General features: G+C 68.4%; 14 protein-coding genes and 1 pseudogene. 4 read left to right on the forward strand and 11 right to left on the reverse strand.

Annotation, left to right across the window (positions count from 1 at the left end; translation table 11 throughout):
• Positions 1-806: 806 nt before the first annotated feature.
• The 4 genes from ACFU3E_RS09550 to ACFU3E_RS09565 all read right to left on the reverse strand — a co-directional run bounded on the left by ACFU3E_RS09550 (position 807) and on the right by ACFU3E_RS09565 (position 6,605).
• Positions 807-1,154 (reverse strand): GNAT family N-acetyltransferase, encoded by a 348-nt coding sequence (locus ACFU3E_RS09550; protein WP_384154374.1) that lies wholly within the window; start codon positions 1,152-1,154, stop codon positions 807-809.
• Positions 1,155-1,178: 24 nt separating this feature from the next.
• Positions 1,179-1,598 (reverse strand): aspartate 1-decarboxylase, encoded by a 420-nt coding sequence (panD, locus tag ACFU3E_RS09555; RefSeq protein ID WP_384154376.1) that lies wholly within the window; start codon positions 1,596-1,598, stop codon positions 1,179-1,181.
• Between the two features lie 587 nt (positions 1,599-2,185).
• Positions 2,186-5,122 (reverse strand): discoidin domain-containing protein, encoded by a 2,937-nt coding sequence (locus tag ACFU3E_RS09560; RefSeq protein WP_384154378.1) that lies wholly within the window; start codon positions 5,120-5,122, stop codon positions 2,186-2,188.
• A 274-nt stretch (positions 5,123-5,396) separates the two neighbouring features.
• Positions 5,397-6,605 (reverse strand): glycoside hydrolase family 32 protein, encoded by a 1,209-nt coding sequence (locus tag ACFU3E_RS09565; RefSeq protein ID WP_384154380.1) that lies wholly within the window; start codon positions 6,603-6,605, stop codon positions 5,397-5,399.
• Positions 6,606-6,820: 215 nt separating this feature from the next.
• Between ACFU3E_RS09565 and rpmF the strand changes: the two genes are divergently transcribed.
• From rpmF to ACFU3E_RS09580, 3 genes are all read left to right on the forward strand, one after another.
• Positions 6,821-6,991 carry a 50S ribosomal protein L32 gene (rpmF, locus tag ACFU3E_RS09570; RefSeq protein ID WP_018891702.1) on the forward strand — a complete coding sequence of 57 codons (171 nt, stop codon included), beginning with the start codon at positions 6,821-6,823 and terminating at the stop codon, positions 6,989-6,991.
• Positions 6,992-6,997: 6 nt separating this feature from the next.
• Positions 6,998-8,182, forward strand: coding sequence for a GTP-binding protein (locus tag ACFU3E_RS09575; protein ID WP_384154382.1), 1,185 nt, complete (start codon positions 6,998-7,000; stop codon positions 8,180-8,182).
• Between the two features lie 75 nt (positions 8,183-8,257).
• A complete protein-coding gene (locus ACFU3E_RS09580) occupies positions 8,258-9,085 on the forward strand; it encodes a class I SAM-dependent methyltransferase (RefSeq protein ID WP_384154384.1) in 828 nt (275 codons plus the stop codon).
• Between the two features lie 338 nt (positions 9,086-9,423).
• Here the strand turns inward: ACFU3E_RS09580 and rpsN are convergent, their stop codons facing one another.
• From rpsN to aztB, 6 genes are all read right to left on the reverse strand, one after another.
• Entirely contained in the window at positions 9,424-9,723 is a 300-nt protein-coding gene (gene rpsN, locus ACFU3E_RS09585) for a 30S ribosomal protein S14 (RefSeq protein ID WP_384154386.1), read from the reverse strand.
• The gene (gene rpmB, locus ACFU3E_RS09590) at positions 9,723-9,932 is read right to left on the reverse strand and encodes a 50S ribosomal protein L28 (protein ID WP_384154388.1); all 210 of its coding nucleotides are present in this window, start codon (positions 9,930-9,932) and stop codon (positions 9,723-9,725) included. The genes rpsN and rpmB overlap by 1 nt, the downstream gene beginning before the upstream one ends.
• A gap of 390 nt (positions 9,933-10,322) precedes the next feature.
• Positions 10,323-11,525 (reverse strand): zinc metallochaperone AztD, encoded by a 1,203-nt coding sequence (aztD, locus tag ACFU3E_RS09595; RefSeq protein WP_384154390.1) that lies wholly within the window; start codon positions 11,523-11,525, stop codon positions 10,323-10,325.
• Positions 11,526-11,614: 89 nt separating this feature from the next.
• Complete coding sequence (gene aztC / locus ACFU3E_RS09600) at positions 11,615-12,592, reverse strand: zinc ABC transporter substrate-binding protein AztC (protein WP_384154392.1); 978 nt, start codon at positions 12,590-12,592, stop codon at positions 11,615-11,617.
• Positions 12,589-13,824, reverse strand: coding sequence for a hypothetical protein (locus ACFU3E_RS09605; protein ID WP_384154394.1), 1,236 nt, complete (start codon positions 13,822-13,824; stop codon positions 12,589-12,591). The genes aztC and ACFU3E_RS09605 overlap by 4 nt, the downstream gene beginning before the upstream one ends.
• 21 nt (positions 13,825-13,845) lie before the next feature.
• Positions 13,846-14,706, reverse strand: coding sequence for a zinc ABC transporter permease AztB (gene aztB, locus ACFU3E_RS09610; RefSeq protein WP_384154396.1), 861 nt, complete (start codon positions 14,704-14,706; stop codon positions 13,846-13,848).
• 15 nt (positions 14,707-14,721) lie between these two features.
• On the opposite strand from aztB, the gene aztA reads away from it, so the two are divergent.
• Positions 14,722-15,465 (forward strand): zinc ABC transporter ATP-binding protein AztA, encoded by a 744-nt coding sequence (gene aztA / locus ACFU3E_RS09615; protein ID WP_384154398.1) that lies wholly within the window; start codon positions 14,722-14,724, stop codon positions 15,463-15,465.
• A 272-nt stretch (positions 15,466-15,737) separates the two neighbouring features.
• Here aztA and ACFU3E_RS09620 read toward each other — a convergent pair.
• Positions 15,738-16,097: pseudogene (locus tag ACFU3E_RS09620) on the reverse strand (transposase); the annotation flags it as partial.
• Position 16,098: the final 1 nt, after the last annotated feature.

Below are 16,098 nucleotides of genomic sequence, written 5' to 3' on the forward strand. Positions count from 1 at the left end.
GGGGGGGGGCGGGGGGGGCCCCCCCCGGTGGGGGGGCCGCCGGGGGGTCCGCGGGGGGGGGGGGGGCGGGGGGGTCGGCCCCCCCCCCCGCCCCGCTCGCGTACCGGGGTCAGGACAGTGGCGGGCCGGGCTCCGGGTTCGGTACGGGTTCCGGTCCCGGGGGGATCGGGGACGGATCGGGGCCCGGCACGGGGTCGGGGCCGGGGCCGGGGGGCGCGGGCGGGGTCGGACCCGGCGGCGGGGTGGGCGTGGGCGGTGGTGGGGTCGGCTCCGGGCCCGGCGGGGGCTGCGGGTTCGGGACCGGGTCGGGGCCGGACGGCTCCGGGCGTTGAGGATCCGGGCCCGGTGTCGGCGCCGGCGGCAGGGGGTCGGGAATCGGGTTCGTCATCAGGTCCTCCAGCCAGTGGGACGACTCCGGCTCTGGACTACTCCCCCGCCTACCCGGCCCCCGCCTCGGCAGTCACTCCCCCGCAGGACGGGGACGGGACCAGGTGGAGGTAACGGGCCGGGGTTGGTGGACAGGGGGGAGAGGCCCGGCCCGAGGCGTGGGAGGGAACCCCGGCGGTGATCGCGGCACGCGGTGATCGCGGCGCGCGGGGCGCGCGGTGATCGCGCTCGCGGTGATCGCGGCGCGCGGTGATCGCGGCGCGCGACGCCCGCCGGGACAGCGGACGATCCCCGGCCGGGAATACCCCGACGCCTGCTCCGGGCCGGCCGACACGAGAACCCGGCCGCAGCCGAACGGTGCGCACGACACGGGCCCTGGGGCGCCGGGCCGGCCGACCACCCCCACCCGTCATCCGGCGTCAGTAGCGGCCGGGATGAGCCCTCAGCCAGTCTTTCGCCGCCGTCAGCAGATCCTGATCGGTCGGCGTGGCCTCGCCGGGATGGCGTTCGGCCCACTTGGTGACGTAGGGGCAGAGCGAGGCGACCGCGCTGTGCTCGCGGCCGGCGAGGGCGTAGAGCTCGCGCGCGAGCGAACCGGCGATGCCCTTGCCCTCGTGGGCCGGCTCGACGATCGTGTGAACGGGGACGAGGGCGCGCTCGGGGCTGTCGAGCACGAAGTACTCGATACGGCCGACGACTTCACCGCCGGCGGACACCGCCTCCAGCCGGCCCGCCGCCCGGTCGTCACGGATCTCCGGGTCGCTCATCGCCACGCTCCTCCTCTGCTTCGGTCAGGCCCTGACGGCCTGCGGGCTGCGCTGGTGGTCCGAGCCCGGCACCGGCTCGGACGGGTCCGCGCCCAGGGCCACGATCCGGTTGTCGTGGTCCACGTGCACGACCCTGGGGGTGAGTGCCCGCGCCTCGGCGTCCGTCACCTGGGCGTAGCTGATGATGATCACCAGATCGCCGGGGTGGACGAGATGGGCGGCGGCCCCGTTGATCCCGATCACGCCGGATCCGCGCTCGCCCTCGATGACGTACGTCTCCAGCCGGGCACCGTTGGTGATGTCGACGATGTGCACGAGCTCACCGGGCAGCAGATCGGCGGCGTCGAGCAGGTCGGCGTCGATGGTCACCGATCCCACGTAGTGCAGGTCTGCCTGGGTGACGGTGGCGCGGTGGATCTTGGACTTGAACAGAGTACGCAGCACTTTGGACTCCCGGAAGACGGCTCCCTGCCTGCTTTGTGCAGGTCAAGGGCGGTCTTTACTGTACACCGGCACGCATTGGACTCGAAGGTTGTGAGGAACATCGCTTCACTCTGGCAAGAAGGCTTCCTGCCTGCATCTCCGTGCGAACCAGGCTGCTGCGGTGCCGTCGCCAAGGCACCTTCTCAGACAACCGTCTCGGAATGTGCAGGGACTGGTGCTGATCAGATGCTGACTTAGCTGACGACATATCAGGCACACGAGGAGCCCAGGGCGATTCGCTTCACGCGAGCACCTATGGCAAATGGTGGCGTAACTCGCGCCTCGGGATGGTTCGGTGTGCGGATTCCCGGCTACTCCGAAGTGAGGCCGGTCGTGCTCGGCGGCGCTCTTGCCGACACCATCACGGGAAGCTTCGGCACCTTCACCGTGTGGCTGAGGCGAGACAGGTGGAGCGCGAGGACTGACGGCGAAGGGGCCGGTGACTCCCGCACGAGCCCTGGCGCTGGCCTCCCACGTCACGAACGTCAGCCTACGGCCGGAGCTGCACCCTTGGTGAGGCGTGCCACTCCGGCCCTCAAAGCCCGAGGTCAGTTGTAGACGTTGAATTCTGCGACTGACCACCAGCTACGCGCAACGTTGCCGGTGTTGACGACCTTGATGTAGCGAGCAGTCTGCGCGGGGAAGGAAATCAGGTGGACTCGTTGGCCGTCCGCTACGGACGTGACCCTGGTCCAGTCGGTTCCGTTCGTGGATACGTATACGTCTGCGCTTCGCGCATAGTCGCTGACACTGCCGCCGACATCCAACACAACCTTGTTGAAGGTCTGCGTTTGCCCCATGTCCACTTGGATCCAGAGGCCGTCGTACTGCCCTGTTCCGGAGCTGTAGCGAGTGTCGGAATTGCCGTCGAGCATGTTTCCGGGCGCATCCCACCGGCTTGCGTCCGAAGCCTTCGCGGTCCAGCCTGTCCGCGGCAGCGCAGGACCAAGATCCATGACGTCGAACGATGATCCACCTGCGTCTGCTCCGCTGGTCCCCCTCACGGAAACCGTGACCTTCCCCGCCGGAAGCCCCTTCGGAACATAGGCGCTGATGCTCGTGTCCGACCAGGTGTCTATTTCGGCGTAGCTCGATCCGAAATACACCGTACCCAGCCCCTGTGCATCGCCGAAACCAGAACCGCGAATCGTGAACTTGGAGCGCGGCATTCCTCGTTCCGGCTTCAATTCGCTGAAGGTCGGCGATGGGAAGCTTGACAGCTTCTTGATGGTGAACATCGCCGAGGTGCCGCTTGGCAGCGTATAGGTGTACGAGCCGTCGGTGGATATCTTGAAACTCTTGCTGCCGGTGGTCCCGTTGAATACGACGGTTACCTGCGACCCTTCCTTGCTGGTCCAGGTCTTCAGCCGGAGGCCGCTCGATACTGCTGCAGGAGCTGTGATCGAGCCGGTTCCACGCGCCGACCCGTACACCTCGATGTCGCCGATGGCCCACCAGAAACCGGAGGCCGCGGTACTGACGATGCGAACGTACTGTGCCGTTCGGGTCGGCAACGTGACGGCAATCTTGCCGATGCCCCCGCTGCCGCTCGCGATCGCGCTGCCCCAGTCGACTCCGTCGTTCGAAACGTATATCTGGTACCTGGTGACGTAGTCGAACGAATTGTTCACGCCGGTGTCGATGACGATTTTGTTGAAGCTCGTGGGGTTCCCCAGGTCGATCTGGAACCAGTCGCCGCTCGTCGTCCCGTGCCCGAGGCTCCACTTTGTGTTGATGTCGCCGTCGATCGCGTTCGCGGCCACGCCCCAGTCAGGCTGCGCGGAAGCCGTGGCGGTCCATTTGCTACGGCTCAGTGCCCTTCCTGTCGTCTGGACGGAAGCTCCGATCGGCAGGGAGTACGTGAGGAGCTTGTTTCCGGTGCGGATGGAGTGGTGGTGGGGCAGCAGTGCCGGGTCGTACGTGACGGTGACCGGGCCGGATGCCGACTTGAAGGTGAAGTCGTGTGTCGGGTCCGAGACCTTGGTCGCTGCGGGGGCGCGGCCGCTCTGCGCAGGTCCGGAGTACGTGAAGGTGACGGCGTCGCCGGCGTTCAGGGTGTAGTCGAACGAGTGTGTCCCGTCGGCGACGCTGAAGGTCTTCGCGGCGCTGCCAGAGTTGTGGGCGATCAGGACCTTCGATCCGTCCGGGTTCTGGAACGCGACGTTCTCTATGCTTCCTTCACCGAAGGTGTTCGAGTAGATCCGGCGTGCTCCGGGCTTGACGAACCTGCTGGCGTGAGCGAGGGCGTGGTAGTCCACGTTGTAGGTCACCCGTCCGTCGGCCGGGTCGATCGTGAGCAAGCCCCGAAGCATGGGTATGCCGTCCGTGTCGCTGTTGAGCGAGCCCCGATCGGGGTCGAGTGCGATGTTCCACAGCATCACCCCGTTCGCCCAGTTGCGCGTGCCGTTGATGACCCACGTACCCAGTGCTTCGCTGAACGCCGTCTGGTCGTTGTCCTGCCAAACGCCTCCGGTGGCTTCCGTGATGAAGGTTTCCTTGCTCGGGTAGTCGTTGTGGACCACCGTCTGGTAGTTCGGGTTGCCGCTGTAGATGTGCCATCCGGTTCCCGCGGTGTACTTGGAGGCTGCGGGGTCACTGAAGATCGTCTCGGGATACGAGGGCACATCCCAGTTGTGGTCCCAGGCCAGGATCTTCGTGGAGATTCCGTTGGCTTCGAACGCCTTGCCGATCTCCTGGATCAACTCGGCTTCCTGGTACGCGGACAGGAACATTCCGGGCCAGGTGGGAGTACCCATGGGTTCGTTCTGCGGGGAGATGTAGGAGATGGGCACGCCGGCTTCGCCATAGGCGTGGATGAACTTGACGAAGTAGTCGGCCAGCGCGGAGGTGTACTCGCTCTTGAGGGTGCCTTCGATCATGGAGTCGGAGGTCTTCATCCAGCCTGGCGGGCTCCACGGGTTGGCCATGATCTTGATGGACGGGTTGAGTGAGAGGGCCTGCCGCAAGGCCGGAATGATGTACGGCACGTCATGCTGGACGGAGAAGTCGGACAGCGTGGGGTCCGCTTGTCCCGCGGGCATGTCGTTGTAGGAGTAGTTCCCGGACGCGTTGAAATCCGTGGCGCCCATCGGAGAGCGGAGCAGGCGGAGGCCGATTCCCTTCGAGGGATCGAACAGCTTCTTCATCAGCTTGGTCCGCTCGGCGGTGGACAGCTTGTCGATGAGCCAGGCGGAGGAGTCGGTCATGGCCGCGCCGAAGCCTTGGACCTTCTGGTACTTGACGCTGTCGTCGATCTTGATCGTCAGCGGGTTGGCCGTTCGCTTCGCCTTGAACAGCACATCGTCCTGGCCGGCGACCCACTTGTCGGCCGATACGTCCGTCAGCCACACACGGACGGAATTGTCAGGTGAGGCTCGCTTCAGTTGCGGGGCGGCGATGGCGTTGCCGGGAAACTGGGTCCAGGCGGCGGCGACACCAACAGCGGTGGCCAGGAACCGGCGTCGTCCGAGACCGTATGACCTCATGGAAGATCCTCCTTCGGACCTGCTTGTTCAGTACGTGGGAGAGCGGGTGAGACACAGTGCCGAGGTGGGGGATCGACCGGTTGGAGTCGGTTCTACTGCGACGCCGGAGCCGGCTCTGCGGCGCCGGTGCTCGGCTCCTTGATCACGAGCGGGCGCAGTTCCCACGTGTCGACCGCGAAGCCGAGGCGCGTTCCCGGGGCGGTGCGGGCCTGAAGTCGCCACGGGCTCTGCCCTGTGGGGTAGAAGCGCAGGGTGAGGACCTGGCCGGTGGTGATCAGGAAGATTTGGCGATGGAGTGGTCGATGACGACGCGCAGGTCTACGGGCCGGTCCGGCGGGCAGGGCATCCGGTGGGAACCACCGCGGGCCCGGCTGTCCAGTGAGGCGTGGTCACGGTCGACGACGAGTTCGCCCGCATCCACGTCGAGACGGATGTCGAGGTACTCGGAGCCGTCCGGGGTGGTGAGCAGCCGCAGGCCGGCGTTTCCGGTCGGCTCCAGACGGGCCGTCAGGTCGAAGGCGCGGCCCACGCTGCCGAGGTCCACCGGCTGCGAGCCGTGCGTCGCGCCTGTGGCGGTGATGGTGTGTCGGCCGCGCAGGGCAAGCAGTTCGGTGGCGGGCTGCTGGCGCAGTGTGCCGTCGTCGTGGACGTGGATCTCGCGGGGCAGGGTGAGGACCCCGGCCCATCCGTCCGCGACGGCCCAGGCTTCGTCGCGGGCTTCCCACGACCAGCCGCACAGCAACCACCGGTCGCCCGGTGCCCGCAGCAGGGCGGGGGCGTAGCAGTCGGGGCCGTGGTCGACGGGCACCGCTGAACCCGCCTTGAAGTGGCCGTCATACTCTTCGCCGATCAGGGCCGCGACGCTCTGCGGGCCGGTGGGTTCGGTCCAGGTGCTGAAGAGGAGGGCGCCGCGTCCGTCGGCTGCCGGGAGGTATTGCGGGCATTCCCAGCCCTCCCCCGTGAGCAGGTCGGTGCCATCGACGGGCTCCGGATGGCGGGTGGCGAAGGGCCCCCGGTAGGCCCAGTTCTCCAGGTTCGGTGAGTCGTAGAGGAGGGCGGCGGCGCGGCCGTCCGCGAGGGCGGCGCCGACCAGCATCCGCCAGCCGTCGCCGTCCTGCCAGACGTACGGGTCGCGGTACATGGTGCAGCCCTCGGGCAGCTCGGGGATGACCAATGCACCACTCGGGCTGAACGTCCGGCCGCTGTCTCGGGAGACGGCGCTGGTGACCGGCTGGTGCTGGAACGAGCGGTCCTCGCGGTGCGCGGAGTAGAAGGCGACCAGCCGTTCGCCGTCGGAGACGGCGTTACCGGAAAAGCAGCCGTCGGCGTCCAGACCACCGGCGGTCGGGGACAGGGCGATCGGCAGCGGCTCCCAGGTCAGCAGGTCGGGACTGCGGAAGTGTCCCCAGTGCATGTTGGCGTGGTTCGCTCCGTGCGGGTTGTACTGGTAGCACACGTGGTAGTGGCCGTCGTGGAAGACCAACCCGTTTGGGTCGTTGATGCAGTTGCGGGGCGGGCGCAGGTACGCGACGGGGAAGTGAGAGCCGACGACTTGCTGTCCCGGATGACCCTGCCGGAGAAGGTCGGGCAGCTGCACACCCTCCCTTCCCGCACCTCGAGCGGCCTCGACAGCCAACCGTCGTAATGACATCCATTTTCATGTACTGTCTACCTCGCTCGCTCACACCGGAGGTCCTCATGGCCGTACCCAAACGCAAGATGTCGCGCAGCAACACCCGACACCGTCGCGCGCAGTGGAAGGCGGTGACGCCTCAGCTGGTGACGGTCACGGTGGACGGGGTTCCGTACCGCGTACCCCAGCGGCTGGCCAAGGCGTACGAACGTGGCCTGCTCCACCCCGAGGGCTGACACCGCATGACCCACGTTCCCTCGCGCCTACCCGTCACTGTCCTGTCGGGGTTCCTCGGTGCCGGCAAGACCACCCTGCTCAATCATGTCCTCGGAAACCGTGAGGGCTTGCGCGTCGCCGTCATCGTCAATGACATGAGCGAAATCAACATCGACGCCGCCCTGGTGCGCGGCGGCGAGGCAGCCCTGTCGCGCACCGAGGAACGCCTGGTCGAGATGACCAACGGGTGCATCTGCTGCACCCTGCGCGACGACCTCCTGGAAGAGGTGGACCGGTTGGCGCGCGAGGGGCGTTTCGACTACCTCCTCATCGAGTCCTCCGGCATCTCCGAGCCCATGCCGGTGGCCGCGACCTTCGCTTTCGCCCGCGACGACGGCGCCACCCTCGGCGACCTGGCTCGGCTGGACACGATGGTCACGATCGTGGACGCCGCAAACTTCCTGCCCGAGCTGGCCGGCGGTGATGAACTGGCCGAACGGGGCCTGGATCAGTACGAGGACGACGAACGCACGGTCAGCGACCTGCTGATGGACCAGATCGAGTTCGCCGACGTCATCGTCCTCAACAAGCTCGACCTCGTCGACGCCCCGTCCGCCGACCGGCTGCAGGCCACCTTGGCCAGGCTCAACCCCGTCGCCCGCGTGGTGCCGACCGTGCGGGGCCGCGTACCGGTCGGCGAGATCCTGGGCACCGGCCTCTTCGATCTGGAGCGAGCACAGCAGGCCCCGGGCTGGGTCAGGGAACTCAACGGCGACCATGTTCCCGAGACGGAGGAGTACGGCATCTCCTCGACCGTCTTCCGGTCGGGAACGCCCTTCCACCCCGGGCGACTGTGGACGTTCGTGAACGAGTCACTCGACAGCGGCGCATACGGACAGGTGCTCAGGTCAAAGGGCTTCTTCACACTGGCCAGCCGCCCTCGTGTGACGGGGTTGTGGTCCCAGGCCGGCTCGGTGGCACGCTTCGAACCCTCCTCCGCGCATGACGCCGAGAGCCCTTACGCACAGGAACTCGTGTTCATCGGCACCCACCTGAACGCCGCGTCCTTGCAAGCGGCCCTGACCGACTGCCTCATGAGGGAGGACGAGCGGCTCCCCCGTTCCGACCCCTTTCCCGCCTGGGACACCTACGGCTTCGACGAGGGTTGCGCGCACGAGCACGAGCCCCTCGCCGCCACGACGGGGCCCTGAAACTCCGGGCCGGGCGGTGGTCGCAGCCACGGCACCGTCCGGCCCGGTACACCATCTGCACCAGGGAGGCCATTCATGGACAGGAAGCAGCCCCAGCTGGGGACCGTCCAGGAGACCCTCCTCATCCCGCTGTACGCACGGGCGATGGAGAACCGCAAGGAGTTTCCCCTGCTGCGTGACGTCCGGGCCGAGGAGATCGTCGCCGGAATCGACTACGACTTCGCACGCTTCGACGGCCTGCCCAGCCTCACCGGTGCGATGTTGCGCACCGTCCTGTTCGACCGGTGGGTCGCGGACTTCCTCGCCGCACATCCCGACGCGACCGTCGTCGAGATCGGCACCGGACTGAACACCCGCTACGAACGTCTCGACAACGGTCGGGTCAGGTGGTTCGACCTCGACCTGCCCGACGTGATCGACCTGCGCAGGGCCTTCTTCGCGGACACTCCCCGGCGGACGATGGTCGCGGCGTCGGTGACGGACGAGGCATGGGCCGCCGAGGTGGCCTCTCGGACCGACGGGCCGTACCTGCTCGTGGCGGAGGCCGTGCTGCCCTACCTGTACGAGTCCGATGTCCGTCGAGTCGTCGATCTGCTCTCCGACCGCTTCCCAGGTTCGCTGCTGGCACTCGACACCGCCGGTCCCGGCTTCTTCGACACCCAGGAAGAGCACGACGCCCTCAGCAAGGTCGCAGCCCGGATGCACTGGTGCTGCCCCGACCTGGCCGGGCTGGACGCCTGGCGGCCCGGCGTCCACGTACTGGCATCGCACACACTCACGAGCCTTCCCCACCCTCTCGTCGACGAACTACCGGCTCCCTACCAGGAGAGGCTGTCCGTGCTCGCTGCCCAGCGGCTCCCTCAAGCAGAGGGCTACCGGCTCAACCTCCTGCGCCTGCCCTGACACCACGACAGTCCCGGACCTGCTGCACTCGCCCCGGCCCGCCGCCGCACGAGCGACGGACCGGGGCGTGCGAGTGTCGCATGGGCGGGCGGGGACGCCTCTTCAGATGCTGGGCCGAATACTGTCGGGGCTGAGATCTACGGCCGGAGGCCCCGTCACGGCGGCTTCCCCGCCCTGCGACCCGGCGCCCCCGTGGGGCCTGGGCCGGCGCTTGGCCTGGAGAACCCGTAAGAGGGCTCCGACCGGCGACACAGAGGACGGCAGGCGCCGGGCGGGGCCCTGACCTCAACTCCGGCGAGGCACGGCCAGAAGCTCCGTCTACCGCAAGAGCGCCAGGGTTACCAGTACGACTTCGTGACGCCGGGAAGGAATCCGGCATGGGCCTGCTCACGCATGCGGACACGCGAGAGGCGGAACTTCCGCAGGTGGCCCCGCGGCCGCCCGTCCACGCCGTCCCGGTTGCGCACCCGGGTCGCACTGGCGGGATGGCGCCGCAGTTCCACCACTGCGGCCCGGTGCTCGTCGCCGGTGGAGGACGGTCGGCGAATGATCTCCTTCAGCTCTGCCCGTCGGGCCGCGTACCGCTCGACGGTCGCCTTGCGCTTCTCGTTCTGCGCGACCTTGCTCTTCTTGGCCATCAGACCTTCACTCCCCGGGCACGGATGCGGGCCACGGCGGCCTCGATGCCGATGCTGTCGACGGCCTTGATCGCCTTCGCGCTGAGCGTCAGCCGGACGTACCGGCCCTCGCTCGGCAGCCAGTAGCGCTTGCGCTGGATGTTGGGGTCGAAACGGCGCGAGGTGCGCCGGTGCGAGTGGGAGATGGTGTTGCCGAGGACGGAACCCACCGCCGCTGCGACGATCCAACTGCGAACAAAACTCGACGATGAGCGCAGCTCGATGCCCTCGCTTCTCACGGTCCTCGACCTGGCCACCGGGGAAGCCGCGCGGGTACGCACGCGCGTCGGCGAACCGGGCGTGACGGTAGGGGGCGAAGGCGACCCGCTGGTCGTGCTGCGGCACCGGAAGCCCGGTGCGCTGGCGGTTCACCGGTTCATGGATCTCCTCGCGGCTCCCCCCGGCTGCCCTCCGGTCACACCTCACGCGCTCCTGCCGCTGCCGGACGACGGACACGGGGACGCACAAGCACCCGGCTCGGAGCGCGTGTTCGCGGCCACGGGCGAGGCGCCCTCGCCGCCGCGGCGCGAAGGCCACGGCTGCGAGGGGACGTGGCGGAGTCAGTGTCCGGCGACGACGCCCGACAGCTCGTTGGTGCTCTCCGGCAGGGTGACAGAGGTCATCTTCTTCCCCTTCAGCAGGTCGATCGTGTGCAGCACCTTCCTGCTGGGCTCGGAGACGTACGCGACGTGCCCGCGGACGAACAAGGTGGGCCGGGGCTGCTGCCAGTCCAGCGGCTCCTGCCACTTGCCCACGGCGGGGATCTTCTTCTCGATCTTGCCGGTGTTCTGGTCGATGACGTGGAGGGCGCCGTCGGTGCCGAGGACCAGGGCCTCGCCGTGCGGGCCGCGGGCCAGCGAACGGAAGGAGTAGCTGACGCCCAGGTCGACCAGACGCAGCTTCTTCTTGTCGGTGTCGATGAGCGAGATGCGGGTGGGCCGCTCCAGCTCAGCCTCGGGGTCGGTCTTGTAGTCACCCAGGAGGATCGGCGAGGCGTCGCTGCCGGCCTGGTTGCCGATGCGGCCGTAGCCGTCGGGGGCGTCGATCTTGGTGAACTTGCCGTCCTTGTAGATCAGGATGCCGTCCTCGCAGCCGATGCCGACGGCCTCGTTCTTGGCGGCGGCCTCGCCGTGGACACCGGGGCAGTCCTCGTTGCGCGCGACCTCCTTGTTGTTCTTGTCCAGCACCAGCGCGCCGGTGCGCTTCTCCTCGGTACCCAAGGTGCTCACGAGTTTGCCGTCGGCCAGTTCGATGGCGACACCGTGGTGCGGCTCGGCAGAGGTGTAGGTGCGCCCTTCCGGCTTCTTGCCACTGCTCAGGGCGGTGGGGTCGAAGACGTTGACCTCTCCGGTGCCGTCGGTGAAGAGCACGGTCTTTCCGGCGTGACGTACAACGTGACCGGGCTTGGCGCCCCTGTACTCGATGTCGGTGAGGGTCTGGTCGGTGGCGTCCAGGACACGGAATCCGCTGTCGGTGGAGACGACGACGTGGTCCTCGTCACCCGCGGGGTTGACCCGGTTGAAGCCGGGCAGGTCGATGGTCTTGGCGAGCTTCAGGCTCTCGCCGTCGAGGATGTACAGGCCGCCGTCGAAGGTGGCGACCAGCGGATCCTTGACAGCCACCGCGGGTTTGGCGCTCGCGCTTCCGTCGGACTTGGTATCGGTGGAGGAAGAGCCCTCTCCGCCGCAGGCGGTCAGAACCGAGGAGGCCGCCAATGCCAGTGCAGTGCCCGTGAGGGCTCTGCCGCGTATCGACTTGTTCATCAGTATGTTCCTTTCTGCACCGCGCGGCGGCGGTATGAGGGGTATGGCGTGTGGCGCCCGATGACCGGTGTGCCGGGAGGCTCGAAGGGTCAGTCGCCGGTCAGGCCGGTGACCATGGCGGTGGTGTTGGCGTGCATCATCCGCAGGTAGGTGCCGGCGCCCTCGCCCTTCGCCGTCAGGGACTCCGAGTAGAGCTCGACGACGCGAACCCCGCCGCCCATCTCCGTCCGCAGTACCTCGGCGAGCCGCTTGGGCTGGGAGGAGTCGGCGAAGACGGTGCGTACGCCTGCTCTCTTCATCGCCTCGGTGAGGGAGCGCAGGTCCGAGGAGCTGGGTGAAGCCAGCGTGGTGCCGCTGGGAATGACCGCTCCGATCACCTCGAAGCCGAAGCGGTCGGCGAGGTAGCCGAAGACGTGGTGGTTGGTGACCAGGGCCCGCTTGTCTGCGGGAACGCGGCCGAAAGACTTCTCCATCCAGGTGGTGAGGCCGGTGAGTTGCTTCGCGTAGCGGTCGGCGTTGGCGCGTATCGTTCCTGACTCCACGCCGTCGACGTGCTCGATGACCTGGTCGGCTATCAGGCCGGTGACCTTGCGCATCCGGTCGGGGTCTGTCCAGAAGTGCGGGTCGGGTTGCCCTTTCTCGCCCTCGGGGCCGCCGTCGTCGGCCGCCTGGAAGGTGAGCGGGTCGGCCGCCTCGCCGGCCGCGAAGGTGGCGACACCGGACTCGCGGGCGGCGTCCACGTGCCGCAGTACGTTCTCCTCCAGCCCCAGGCCGTTGCAGACGACCAGGTCGGCCTGCTCCAGCTCGGCGGCCTGCACCGCTGACAGACCGAAGGAGTGCGGGTCGGCGTTGGGCTTCATCAGGACGGTGACGTCGGCCTCGTCGCCGACGATCTCGCGGGTGACGTCGCCGAGGATGTTGGTCGTGACGACGATGCTGGGCCGGTCATCGCCGGTAGTGCATGCGCTGGCGGTCACAGCTGTCACGAGGGCGAGCAGGCCCGCGATCAGGTGCCGCAGGCGTGCGATGCCCACCCTCGCGCGCTGCTTCACCCCGGTTCGGCTCATCGTCCGGTCTCCGCCATGAGGACGGGCTTGACGTCCAGGTCGAAGGAGCGCGCGATGCGCAGTCCGTCGTTGTAGTCGATCTCGAACACCTTCTTGCCCTCAGGGTCGTTGACGTAGGCGCGGCTGCGGTCGACCTCGATGACGGGGGGCCTGCGGCCTGCGCCGGCCCGTTTCCCTTCCGTCAGCAGCGACTTGGTGCGTGCAGTCAGCTTTCCGGTTGCGATGTCATAGCCGTGCACCGAGCCGTCGTTCTCCAGAACGAGCAGCGGGGAGCCCTCTCCGGCTGTGTTGGCCGCGACGACCGGTCCGGTGTCCACCCGCTTCCAGGTCCGCTCGGTGACGTCGAGGACCCAGACCGCGTCGTCGCCGGCCGGGGCGGTGAGGGTGTCGCTGCCGGGTCGATGGCGGAAGGCGGTGGCTCGTTCCTGCGCCGGGACGTCCCGCCCGTAGGGGATCTCCTCGGCGGTGAAGGCGCCGTCCTGCGCCCGGACGAGCAGGGCGCCGCCGACGCAGCCGAGGATCACGCCGCGTCGGGTGACGGCGTCTCCTCGCGGCTCTTCGCACGTCACGTCCGGGGAGGCCACGCGCTCACCCTTGCGGTCGAGGACGACGAGTTCGGTGGTCCCACCCTTGTTCTCGAAGGCGAGCAGGTGTTCCTCGTACGGTACGACGACACCGGCGTAAGTGCCTTGCAGCGTCTGAGGAGATGTGATCTCCCCCTTCTCCAGCCTGCTGCGGTCGTACAGGACGGTGCGGCCGTTCTCGCCGGTCACCGCGGTCACGGCGATGTCGCTGCGTACCTGGGCTCGGCTGCCCGCAGGGAGCTCACCCACGTCGCGTGTCGCCGCGCTGTAGTAGTGGACGTGATCGCCGTGGTCCACCATCCAGGCGCCGCTGTCGAGCACATGCGTGCCGCCGGGTGCCTGGAGGTAGCCGAACCTGCCGTCCGTACCCAGCCGAACGGCGCCCTTCACCTGGGCCGTCCTGTGCACCTTGCCGGTGACGAGGTCGAGGATCCTGGTGTTTCCGCTGTCGGGGTCGTTCAGGAGGAGCCGGGACTGCTGCTCGGCGGCCTCTTGGGCCCCCTCGACGTACCCGTGCGGAGTGGCGGACGCGGAACTCGCGGCGGATCGTGCAGCGTTGTTCTTCTCTCCCGCGCAACTCGTGGTGAGCAGCGCGGTGAGCACCAGTGCGGCCGATGCCCACGGAGAGACGTTTCTGCGGACGGTCATGACGATCGCCTCTGGCTTCTTTCAGTTGACTTCGAGTACAGGGGCCGGGGCGTGGGCGTGGCGCGTACGGCGATCACGCAGCCCGGACAGCACGTGGGAGAGGAAGAAAAGGCTCACCGCGAGGGCCGAGACGGTCGCTCCGGCTGCGGTGCTCAGATGCCAGGACACCAGCAAGCCGCCGAATGTGGCCAAGGCGCCGAGCAGGGCGGCGAGCACCATGACCCCGCGCACGGAGCGGGCCCAGGGCAGGGCGGCCGACGGCGGTGCGATGAGCAGTCCGAGGACGAGCAGCGTTCCGACGATGTGGAACGAGGCGACGATCGCCAGACCGAGCAGGCCGAGGAGCACGGCGTGGGCCACGCGCGGGCGCAGCCCCAGGGTGTGGGCCTTTCGCGAGTCGAACGCCAGGGCCAGGAAGGCACGGTGACCGAGCACCGACACCACCAGCGCGGCGAGCAACGCCGCCGCGAGCACCAGGAGGTCCTGCTGCCTGACAGCGAGGACGTCACCGAAGAGAAAGCCGGTCAGGTCGACCGCGAAGGACTGCGAGCGCGACACGATGATCACGCCGAGCGAGAGCATGCCGACGAACAGCAGCCCGATGCCGGTGTCCTGCGACAGCCTCGGCGTACGGCCGAGCGCGGTGACACCGGCCGTCATGACGGCGGCACTGACCACCGCGCCCACCATCAGGTTCCCCCCGAGGAGCGCGGCCACCGCGACGCCCGGAAGCAGCCCGTGGGACATGGCGTCACCGAGGAAGGCCATCCCCCTCAGCACCACCCAGGTGCCCGCCAGCGCACAGATCGCGGACACGAGCATCCCGCCCCAGAGAGCCCGCTGCACGAAGGTCACTTCGAACGGGACCGTCAACCACTCCATGAGCAGGACACTACAATGAAAACCATGTTCAAAAAACCGTGCCCCTCTCCCGCTCCTCCCCTCGAGCGGACCGCTCACCTCCGCTTCTCGGGGCTGTGCGCCGGCTATCCAGGGCGCCCAGTACTCCATCAAGTCAGCGCGGATATAACGGAGTTGACCACGACGGTGCTGGTCGGCCCGAACGGCAGCGGCAAGTCGACCCTGCTCGGTGTGCTCGCCGGTGTGATCAAGCCGACATCCGGCGATCTCCTCCGCACCGGCGATCGACCGCCCGCCTTCGTACCGCAGCGCGGAGCAGTCGGCGACACCCTCCCGCTCACCGTTCGGCAAACCGTGCAGATGGGGCGCTGGGGCGAGCGCGGGCCGTGGCGCCGGCTGACCGCACGAGACCACGCGACCGTGGACGCGGCGCTCGACCGCCTCGGCATCGGCGACCTCGCCTCACGTCAGCTGGGCCAACTGTCGGGCGGGCAGCGTCAACGTGCGCTCATCGCCCAGGGTCTGGCACAGGAGTCGGACCTGCTGCTCCTCGACGAGCCGACCACCGGCCTGGACCCGGAGGCGATGGAGCGGATCGGGGCGCTGCTGACGGCGCTCGTCGCCGACGGCGTGACGGTCGTCCAGGCAACGCACGACCTGGAGGTCGCGCGCGCGGCGGACACCTGCCTCCTGCTCCAGGACGGCCGCCTCGTCGGGCAGGGGCGTCCGGATCAGGTCCTGACCACGTCGGCGCTGGCCCGGGTCTGGCAAGCGCTCTGAGGAGCAGAGCACAGCAACCGCGAAGGCCCTGCCAAGATGGCCAACCGGCTCCTGGGAGGGGCCGAACGCGCGGATGCCTCGGATCAGGCCGTTCTGTGGCGCGTGTGTCCGGGTGGAGGGCCTGTTCGGACTAGCCTCGCCGCTTCAGTTGGGGCTGGTGGGCGGCTGAGCGAGTTTGTTTGGGGCCGTGTCGGCCGGTGGACGTGGTGAGGGCCCGACGCGGGGTCAGGTTCTCCGAGGTCCTTCAGTCGAGGGTGTGTGGGGACGGCGAGTCAGATGGCGGGGCGGGGTAGTGCTGCCAGGCGGTGGAATGCGGCCGCGAGTTCATGTCGCCAGGGCCAGGTCGCCGACATCCGAAGGCGGAGGCGACGGCCGCCCCGGATGATCCGGGCGGCGACGTGCAGAATCCGGTAGCGGAGTTCCTTGGGTTCGGCAGCCGCGAGTTCGCCGTCCAGCAGGAGGACGCGGGTCCATGCGAGGAGGTCGATCGCCGCGAGGCTGAGTTCGGGCCAGGCGACGTTGAGCGGGAAGTGGCGGGAGGGAAAGCGGCCGAAGCCGGTGGTCTTGCCGCACCGGATGTGGTCCTCGACGCTGGCGTGTCCGCGGTGGCGGACCTCCAGGAATGGGGCCGAC

This window comes from Streptomyces sp. NPDC057424, assembly GCF_042803315.1.
In the GTDB taxonomy this organism is placed as follows: domain Bacteria; phylum Actinomycetota; class Actinomycetes; order Streptomycetales; family Streptomycetaceae; genus Streptomyces.

Coding starts and splice junctions, on each gene's coding strand:
- ACFU3E_RS09550 (WP_384154374.1), bottom strand. CDS start 1,154: ATGAGCGACCCGGAGATCCGTGACGACCGGGCGGCGGGCCGGCTGGAG.
- ACFU3E_RS09560 (WP_384154378.1), bottom strand. CDS start 5,122: ATGAGGTCATACGGTCTCGGACGACGCCGGTTCCTGGCCACCGCTGTT.
- rpmF (WP_018891702.1), top strand. CDS start 6,821: ATGGCCGTACCCAAACGCAAGATGTCGCGCAGCAACACCCGACACCGT.
- ACFU3E_RS09575 (WP_384154382.1), top strand. CDS start 6,998: ATGACCCACGTTCCCTCGCGCCTACCCGTCACTGTCCTGTCGGGGTTC.
- ACFU3E_RS09580 (WP_384154384.1), top strand. CDS start 8,258: ATGGACAGGAAGCAGCCCCAGCTGGGGACCGTCCAGGAGACCCTCCTC.
- rpsN (WP_384154386.1), bottom strand. CDS start 9,723: ATGGCCAAGAAGAGCAAGGTCGCGCAGAACGAGAAGCGCAAGGCGACC.
- aztD (WP_384154390.1), bottom strand. CDS start 11,525: ATGAACAAGTCGATACGCGGCAGAGCCCTCACGGGCACTGCACTGGCA.
- aztC (WP_384154392.1), bottom strand. CDS start 12,592: ATGAGCCGAACCGGGGTGAAGCAGCGCGCGAGGGTGGGCATCGCACGC.
- ACFU3E_RS09605 (WP_384154394.1), bottom strand. CDS start 13,824: ATGACCGTCCGCAGAAACGTCTCTCCGTGGGCATCGGCCGCACTGGTG.
- aztB (WP_384154396.1), bottom strand. CDS start 14,706: ATGGAGTGGTTGACGGTCCCGTTCGAAGTGACCTTCGTGCAGCGGGCT.
- aztA (WP_384154398.1), top strand. CDS start 14,722: ATGAAAACCATGTTCAAAAAACCGTGCCCCTCTCCCGCTCCTCCCCTC.